The sequence below is a fragment of the Inquilinus sp. genome (genome assembly GCF_039594555.1).
Lineage (GTDB): Bacteria > Pseudomonadota > Alphaproteobacteria > DSM-16000 > Inquilinaceae > Inquilinus.
This window is the reverse complement of record NZ_JBCNNF010000352.1, coordinates 1-7,200: the sequence shown is the minus strand read 5'-3', so window position 1 is coordinate 7,200 and position 7,200 is coordinate 1. Positions and strand designations below refer to the sequence as shown.

8 protein-coding genes are annotated in these 7,200 nt (G+C 70.5%); 5 read left to right on the top strand and 3 right to left on the bottom strand.

The features are described from left to right. Positions 1–258: 258 nt before the first annotated feature. Positions 259–1,194: a LysR family transcriptional regulator gene (locus tag ABDW35_RS28090; RefSeq protein ID WP_343717160.1), complete on the top strand. Its 936-nt coding sequence runs from the start codon at positions 259–261 to the stop codon at positions 1,192–1,194. Between the two features lie 126 nt (positions 1,195–1,320). Here the strand turns inward: ABDW35_RS28090 and ABDW35_RS28085 are convergent, their stop codons facing one another. Continuing rightward, positions 1,321–2,232, bottom strand: coding sequence for a hypothetical protein (locus ABDW35_RS28085; RefSeq protein WP_343717159.1), 912 nt, complete (start codon positions 2,230–2,232; stop codon positions 1,321–1,323). Positions 2,233–2,619: 387 nt separating this feature from the next. Here ABDW35_RS28085 and ABDW35_RS28080 point away from each other — a divergent pair, with 387 nt between their 5' ends. After that, entirely contained in the window at positions 2,620–3,702 is a 1,083-nt protein-coding gene (locus ABDW35_RS28080; protein WP_343717158.1) for a 3-deoxy-7-phosphoheptulonate synthase, read from the top strand. A gap of 221 nt (positions 3,703–3,923) precedes the next feature. Then, a complete protein-coding gene (locus ABDW35_RS28075; protein WP_343717157.1) occupies positions 3,924–4,409 on the top strand; it encodes a GNAT family N-acetyltransferase in 486 nt (161 codons plus the stop codon). 237 nt (positions 4,410–4,646) lie between these two features. Here the strand turns inward: ABDW35_RS28075 and ABDW35_RS28070 are convergent, their stop codons facing one another. After that, positions 4,647–5,504 carry an SDR family NAD(P)-dependent oxidoreductase gene (locus ABDW35_RS28070; protein WP_343717156.1) on the bottom strand — a complete coding sequence of 286 codons (858 nt, stop codon included), beginning with the start codon at positions 5,502–5,504 and terminating at the stop codon, positions 4,647–4,649. Between the two features lie 127 nt (positions 5,505–5,631). Between ABDW35_RS28070 and ABDW35_RS28065 the strand changes: the two genes are divergently transcribed. Next, positions 5,632–6,324 (top strand): extensin family protein, encoded by a 693-nt coding sequence (locus ABDW35_RS28065; protein WP_343717155.1) that lies wholly within the window; start codon positions 5,632–5,634, stop codon positions 6,322–6,324. Between the two features lie 135 nt (positions 6,325–6,459). Here ABDW35_RS28065 and ABDW35_RS28060 read toward each other — a convergent pair whose 3' ends face one another. Then, positions 6,460–6,786: a chorismate mutase gene (locus ABDW35_RS28060; RefSeq protein WP_343717154.1), complete on the bottom strand. Its 327-nt coding sequence runs from the start codon at positions 6,784–6,786 to the stop codon at positions 6,460–6,462. Between the two features lie 129 nt (positions 6,787–6,915). Here ABDW35_RS28060 and ABDW35_RS28055 point away from each other — a divergent pair. Then, a partial coding sequence (locus ABDW35_RS28055) for a DNA-3-methyladenine glycosylase (RefSeq protein ID WP_343717153.1) occupies positions 6,916–7,200 on the top strand: 285 nt, incomplete at its 3' end.

Genomic DNA, 7,200 nt, shown 5'->3' with positions numbered 1-7,200 from the left:
CTGCGCCCCGGCCGGCAGCCGGCCGCGATGCCGGTCGCCGGCCTCAGGGTCGATCTCGGGGAACAGCTCGACCGGCGAGCGGTGGCTCAGCGGGATCTCGTCGATCCGGGTGATGACGGCGTCGCCGACACGAAAGCTGGGGCCGACGCGAAAGCTGGGGGAGCCCATGGGCCTTCTCCGCTGTGGGGCGCGCCGTGCTTGACGGCGCCGGCCCCACAGCTAAGGTCCGCAGGGTCAGCAATCAAATCGATCCGCCTCATGGGCTCCATCGATCATTTCGATCTTCGTTCCTTCGACCTGAACCTGCTGGTCGCCTTCGACGCGCTGATGCAGGAGCGCACGGTCACCCGCGCCGCCGCCCGGCTGAAGGTGCAGCAGCCGGCGATGAGCCACAGCCTGTCGACGCTGCGGGTGCTGCTGCAGGACGAGCTGTTCGTGCGCGTCGGCCAGGCGATGCAGCCGACCGCGCGGGCCCGGGCCCTGGCGCCGCGCATCCGCCAGGCCCTGCTGCAGATGCAGGAGGTGCTGCACGCCGAGGACAGCTTCGACCCCGAGACCCAGGACCGGATCTTCCGCCTGGGCTTCTCCAGCGAGCTGGAGCTGCTGCTGATGCCGGACCTGGCGGCGGAGCTGCGGCGCAGCGCGCCCGGGATCCGGCTGATCGGCCGGCCGGTGCTGCGCGAGGAGGTGCACCGGCTGCTGGATGACGGCGAGATCGACCTGGCGGTGGGCTGCTTCGACCACGGCGCAACCCGCCATCGCGGCATCGACCTGTACCACCAGGCGCTGGCCTGCTGCTTCAACCGCGAGTTGCTGCCACTGGACCCGCCGGTCGACCTCGACACCTATCTCGCGACCAGCCACGCGCTGGTGACGCTGAACAACCTGTTGCAGGGCTGCCTGGACGAGGCGCTGGACCGGGTCGGCACCGGCCTGAACGTGGTGATGGCCTCGTCGGAATTCATGACGGTGCTGTCGACAGCGGCCGAGGCACCGGTGCTGGCCACCGTGCCGGCGCGCATGGCCCGGCGCTACGGCCCGCGATTCGGGCTGACGCTGAGCCCGCTGCCCTTGCCGCTGGAGCTGCGCCTGCCGCGGGTGGCGATGGTGTGGTCGGCCCAGACCGACCGCGACCCCGGCGCCGCCTGGCTGCGCGACCGGGTGGCCCCGATCCTGCAGCGCCAGGCGAACTGAAGGCCGCCGCCTAACCTTCAAATTGTCATTGCGAGCCCCGAAGGGGCGCGGCAATCCAGCGGCACGGGCCTTTGGATCGCCACGGCGCTGCGCGCCTCGCGATGACGGTCTCGAAGGACGAGCCCGTCAGTTCACGCCCTGGACCGAGCGCACCGCGAAGTCGCCGCCGAAGTTGACCAGCATCACGCCGTTCCAGCCGTCGCGGAAGCCATTGTCGCTGGCCTCGATGATGGTCTTGCCGTCCAGCGCCACCACCATCCGGCCGGCGGCGTCGCGGGTCCAGGTCAGGCGGGTGCGGTCGCCGCGGCGCAGCGGCGCGGTGTTGGTGGTCTGCGCCACCTGGGTGATGCCCGACCGGCCGGCGCGGTAGAGCGCGAAGACCGGGCTGTTCGACGGCAGGTAGACCAGCCGGTAGCCCGAATCCTTCGACGTGCCCTGGAAGACCCGGATCTCGAACTGGCCCTGATTGGCGAGGTCGGCCAGCGCGAAGTCGAGGCCGAACGTGTTCTTCAGCCCCTGCTGCAGCGAAATCGCCGCGACCCCGCCCTGCTGGCCGTTCGCCGCCTTGGTGTCGCTGTGCAGGCCGTTCTTGTCGACCGTCCAGGTGCCCTGCAGCGAGGTCCAGGCCGGGTTGGCGGTGTAGTTGCCGTCGCTGAAATCGTCGCTGAACACGCGGGTGCCGGCCAGCGAGGCGGGGGCGGCCGGCGCCGGGGCGGCGGCCGGCGGCTCGGCCGGAGCGGGCGCCGCCGCCGGCGGCTGGGCCGGGACCGGGGGCTCCGCCGGGACGGTGGCGGCCGAGTGCCGCTGCACCAGCCCCTTCAGGTCGGCGATGAAATCCGGGCTGGCCGCGCGGTCGCGTTCCGCCTGGCTGATCATCCGCGACAGCTCGTCCAGCACCGCCTTGGTCTGGTCCGACTGCGGCGGCTGCCAGGTCGAATAGCGCTGGTTGGTCTGTGCCGTGGCCGGAGCTGCCGCCAGCATGGTCGTGGACAGGAGGGCGGCGGCGAGGACGGGCAGAAGGGCTCGGACGGGTTTCATCGACAGGGCTCCGCTTCCAGGTCGCGACGGCAATGCGCCGTTCTGACGTGCCGGGCGGCAAGGCTCAAGCCCTTCCGACCGGCGCCCCGGAAAAACCCTCCGGCGGCGCCCCGGTTCCGCCCTGTGGCCATCCGGCAACTTCCCGAAAGCCCCGACGCCCGGCCCTGATGTTTCCCGAAAGAAGGATGGTGACAAAGCCGGGGTGGCGGCCTATATGCAGGACATGACCTCCGTTCGCGCCACCTATTTCTGGTACTTTAGCTTCCCGCCTCAGGCGGCGGAGCGAGGGTGCGCGTGATCTGAAGATCGACAGCCGAACCCGAGAGCCGCCAGACCTCCTGGCGGCTTTTTTGTTGCCGCCGGCGGGGTGAACCAGGAGCCCAAGCCGTGTTGAAGACCACCGACGACCTGCGCATCCGCGAGATCAAGGAGCTGAGCACACCCGAGGAGGTGATGCGCGAGTTCCCGCGCGACGCCGTCGCCACCCGCACCGTGACCGACGCCCGCCGCGCCCTGCACGGCATCCTGCACGGCACCGACGACCGCCTGGCCGTGGTGATCGGCCCCTGCTCGATCCACGACCCGGAGGCGGCGCTGGACTATGCTCGCCGGCTGCAGCCGCTGCGCCAGCGCCTGGGCGGCGAGCTGGAGATCGTCATGCGAGTCTATTTCGAGAAGCCGCGCACCACGGTGGGCTGGAAGGGGCTGATCAACGACCCCGACCTGGACGGCAGCTTCCAGATCGACAAGGGGCTGCGGCGGGCGCGCAGCGTGCTCTTGGAGGTCAACCGGCTGGGGCTGCCGGCGGCCTGCGAGTTCCTGGACATGACCACGCCGCAATACATCGCCGACCTGGTCGGCTGGGGTGCCATCGGCGCCCGCACCACCGAGAGCCAGATCCATCGCGAGATGGCGTCCGGTCTGTCCTGCCCGGTCGGCTTCAAGAACGGCACCGACGGCAATGTGAAGATCGCGGTCGACGCCGTCTCCTCCGCCTCCCAGCCGCATCATTTCATGGCAGTGACCAAGACCGGCCGGTCGGCCATCGCCTCGACCGCCGGCAATGACGACGCGCACATCATCCTGCGCGGCGGCAAGGCGCCGAACTACGACGCCGCTAGCGTCGAGGCCGCCTGCGCCGAGCTGGCCAAGGCCGGGCTGCGGCCGGCGGTGATGATAGACGCCAGCCACGCCAACAGCAGCAAGAGGCCGGAGAACCAGCCGAAGGTGATCGACGACGTGGCGCGCCAGGTCGAGGCCGGCGACGGCCGCATCATCGGCGTGATGGTCGAGAGCCACCTGGTGGCCGGGCGGCAGGACCTGGTCCCCGGCCAGCCGCTGGTCTACGGCCAGAGCATCACCGATGGCTGCATCGGCTGGGACGACTCGGTGGCGGTGCTGGAGCGGCTGGCCGCCGCCGTCATCGCGCGCCGGGCTGTAACACCACAGTCGTTGACGGCGACCGCCTGAGACGGGATCATTATTCCATGACCCGCTTCGCCCGAGCTACCACCGCCACCAAACGACGTCGTCCCGTGACGACGGCGGCGCGGTGGTGCGCCGGGAGAGGCGGGGGGTCCGCCGGGGCCAGCCCCGGCTGAACCCACCGGATCCCGACCACCGCAACCCGCCGTCACCCCGACCGGCGGGTTTTTTCTTGCCGGTCACCGCCGTCCCCGAAGGACCAGACCATGAGCCAGCCCGATCTCCTGATCCGCCGCGCCACCGCCGACGACGCCGCCGCCGTCCGCGAGCTGACCCGCGCCGCCTATGCCAAATGGGTGCCGGTGATCGGCCGCGAGCCGACGCCGATGAAGGCCGATTACGAGCAGGCGGTGCGCGAGCACCGGATCGACCTGCTGTTCGAGGGCGAGGCGCTGGCCGCGCTGATCGAGATCATCGACCGCGGCGACCATCTGCTGATCGAGAACCTGGCGGTGGCGCCCGATGCCCAGCGCCGCGGCCACGGCAAGCGCCTGCTGGCCCATGCCGAGGCACTGGCGGCCGAGCTGGGGCGGCCGCTGCTGCGGCTCTACACCAATCCGCGCTTCGCCGGGAATGTCGACCTCTATGCCCGCGCCGGCTTCGCCGTGGACCGCGAGGAGCCGTTCCTGGAGGGCACCACCGTCTATATGAGCAAGCCGGTGCCGCTGGACCGGCCCGGGCTCTCGGGCTGAGGGACGGGTCCCAGCCTGAACCCCGATAAAAAATACGGGGGACGATGAAATGCCTGCAATGGGCTCAGGCTGGGACTTCAGTCTTAATAAGGATTATTTCGCCACGCAAGATAAATTCAATTGTCGGATGTAATAATACTGAGTTGATTTAACGAAATTCTGAAAAATTCAATCGATCGACTGTCGTTTCGCCCGGCCTCGCCTTGACGGAATCAAGAACGAGGCCAAGTGAAGCGGTCAGTCCGGCCGGGCCATGTAGGCGGCGAAATCGTCCTTGTGGTCGCGATGCCAGCGCGACAGGGCCGGGCGGTTGCGGATGATGTCCTCCGCCGCCCAGCGGATGCGCTTCTCGTCCATCGCCCGGGTGACGTCGTTGTCGGGACACAGGATGTAGAAGTCGCCGCGGCCGAGGCTGTCGAGCATGAACTCGACCACCTGCTCCGCGCTCCAGGCCGCCGCCGGCTTCTCGGTGGCGCCCCGCGCCGTGATGCCGGTGAAGGTGTAGCCCGGGATCAGCAGATGGGCGGTGATGCGGCAGCCTTCGGTCTCGCGCAGCGCATGCGCCAGCCCCTCGGTCAGCGCCTTCACCCCGGCCTTGGAGACGTTGTAGGCGGTATCGCCCGGCGGGGTGGTGATGCCCTGCTTCGACCCGGTGTTGACGATCAGCCCGTCGACGCCCTGGTCGATCATCGCCGGGGCGAAGATCTGGACGCCGTTGATCACGCCGTAGAGATTGACGTCGAGCACCCGGCGCCAGCGGTCGTAATTCTCCCACGGGCCGCCGCCATTGCCGATGCCGGCATTGTTCATCAGCACCGCGACCTCGCCGAAGCGGCCATAGGCCTCGTCGCGCAGCCGCTCCACCGCCTCCGGCTGCGAGACGTCGGTCGGCACGGCATGGATGTCCGGGGCGCCGCCGGCGGCGAGCTCGCTCACCTCGCGAAGGGCGCGGTCGAGCGCTTCGCCGGGCAGGTCGGCGAGCACGACCTTGAGGCCGATCGAAGCGAAGCGCTTCGCGGCGGCCAGGCCGATGCCCCCGGCGGCGCCGGTGATGACGGCGACCCGGCCGGCCCGGATCGCGGGATGGGTGGACATGACGAACTCCTCAGGGGTGTCGCCGGGATGGCGATGCCGGTCGGCCGCCGCCCCGCACGGGACGGCTTCAGAGATCTGGTCCGGCCGGGGCTGGCCGGCAAGGCCGGGTGGGCCGATATCAACCGCGATGCGCCGCCGAATCGCTCTTTTCGCCATCCTGCTGCCCGCCGCCATCGCGGCGGGGCTGCTGTGGCGCGGCGACATCGCCGTGCCGGACCGCTGGAACCCCTGGGCGCCGCTCGACCTGCGCGACCCGCCCAACCTGCTGACCGGCCTCAAGCTGGCCCGGGTCAAAGCCGACCCGGCCCTGTGCCGGGCGGTGCTGGCCACCGCCGGCATGACCGCCCGCCCGGTACCCGACCGGCGCGAGGCCCCGGGATGCGCAATCGAGAACGCCGTGGCGGTGTCGCGGGCCGGCGTCGGGCTCGACCGCGGCTTCACCGCCTCCTGCCGCCTGGCGGTCGCCTTCGCCCTGTTCGAACGGCACCCGCTGCAGCCGGCGGCGCAGGCGGCCTTCGGCGAGAGGGCCGTGGCGGTCGAGCATCTCGGCAGCTATGCCTGCCGCAACATCGCCAACCGCGACCGGCGCAGCCGCCACGCCACCGCCGACGCCATCGACTTGGCCGCGATACGGCTGGCCGACGGCCGGCGGATCAGGGTGCTGCAGGGCTGGGCCGGCGACGGGCCGGAGGCACGCTTCCTGCACGAGCTGCGCGACCGCGCCTGCCGTATCTTCGATGTGGTGCTGTCACCCGACTACAATGCTGCCCACCGGGACCATCTGCATCTCGATGTCGGCTGGTTCGGCACGTGCCGGTGAGGCCGGCGAGAGGGCGACGCCGACCCCCTTCGTCATGGCGAGCGAAGCGTGGCCATCCGGGGGCCAATGCGAGCGGCCCCTGGATGGCCACGTCGCTTCGCTCCTCGCCATGACGATAAAAGGAAGGCTGGGGCCTCAGCCCCGCACCCCGTCGCGGATGGCTTCGTGGTGGCGGATCACCTCGGCGACGATGAAGGCCAGGAACTTCTCGGCGAAGTCCGGGTCGAGATGCGATTCCTCGGCCAGCCGGCGCAGCCGCGCGATCTGCGCCGCCTCGCGCCCCGGATCGGCCGGGGGCAGGCCGACCGTCGCCTTCAGCCGCCCGACCTTCTGCGTGCATTTGAAGCGCTCGGCCAGCAGGTGGACGAGGGCCGCGTCGATGTTGTCGATGCTGCTGCGCAGCTCCGCCAGCTCGGGCGGGATGGCGGGCGTAGCCTGCGGCTTCGGGGCGTTCTGGTCCATCAGGTCACCTGGGATCGGAAAGGTCCGACCATACGGCACCCGCCCCGCCCGGCCAAGCCGGGGAGGACACGCTGCGGCAAAGGGCGGATTCCGCTTGCGCCCGGTGCCGCGGTCGCCGAGAGAGGCAGGATGCCGGACGCACCCTCCCCGACCGCCCTTGTGCCGCTGGACCGCAGTGCCTTCGCGGCCGACGTCGTCTCCGTCGCCCGCGCCCTGATCGGCACCACCCTGCTGGTCGACGGCGTCGGCGGCGTGGTGGTCGAGACCGAGGCCTATGACCGCGAGGACCCGGCGTCGCACGCCTTCGCCGGGCCGACTCCGCGCAACGCCCCGATGTTCGGGCCGGTCGGCCATGCCTATGTCTACCGGTCCTACGGGCTGCACTGGTGCCTGAACCTGGTGTGCGACGCCAGC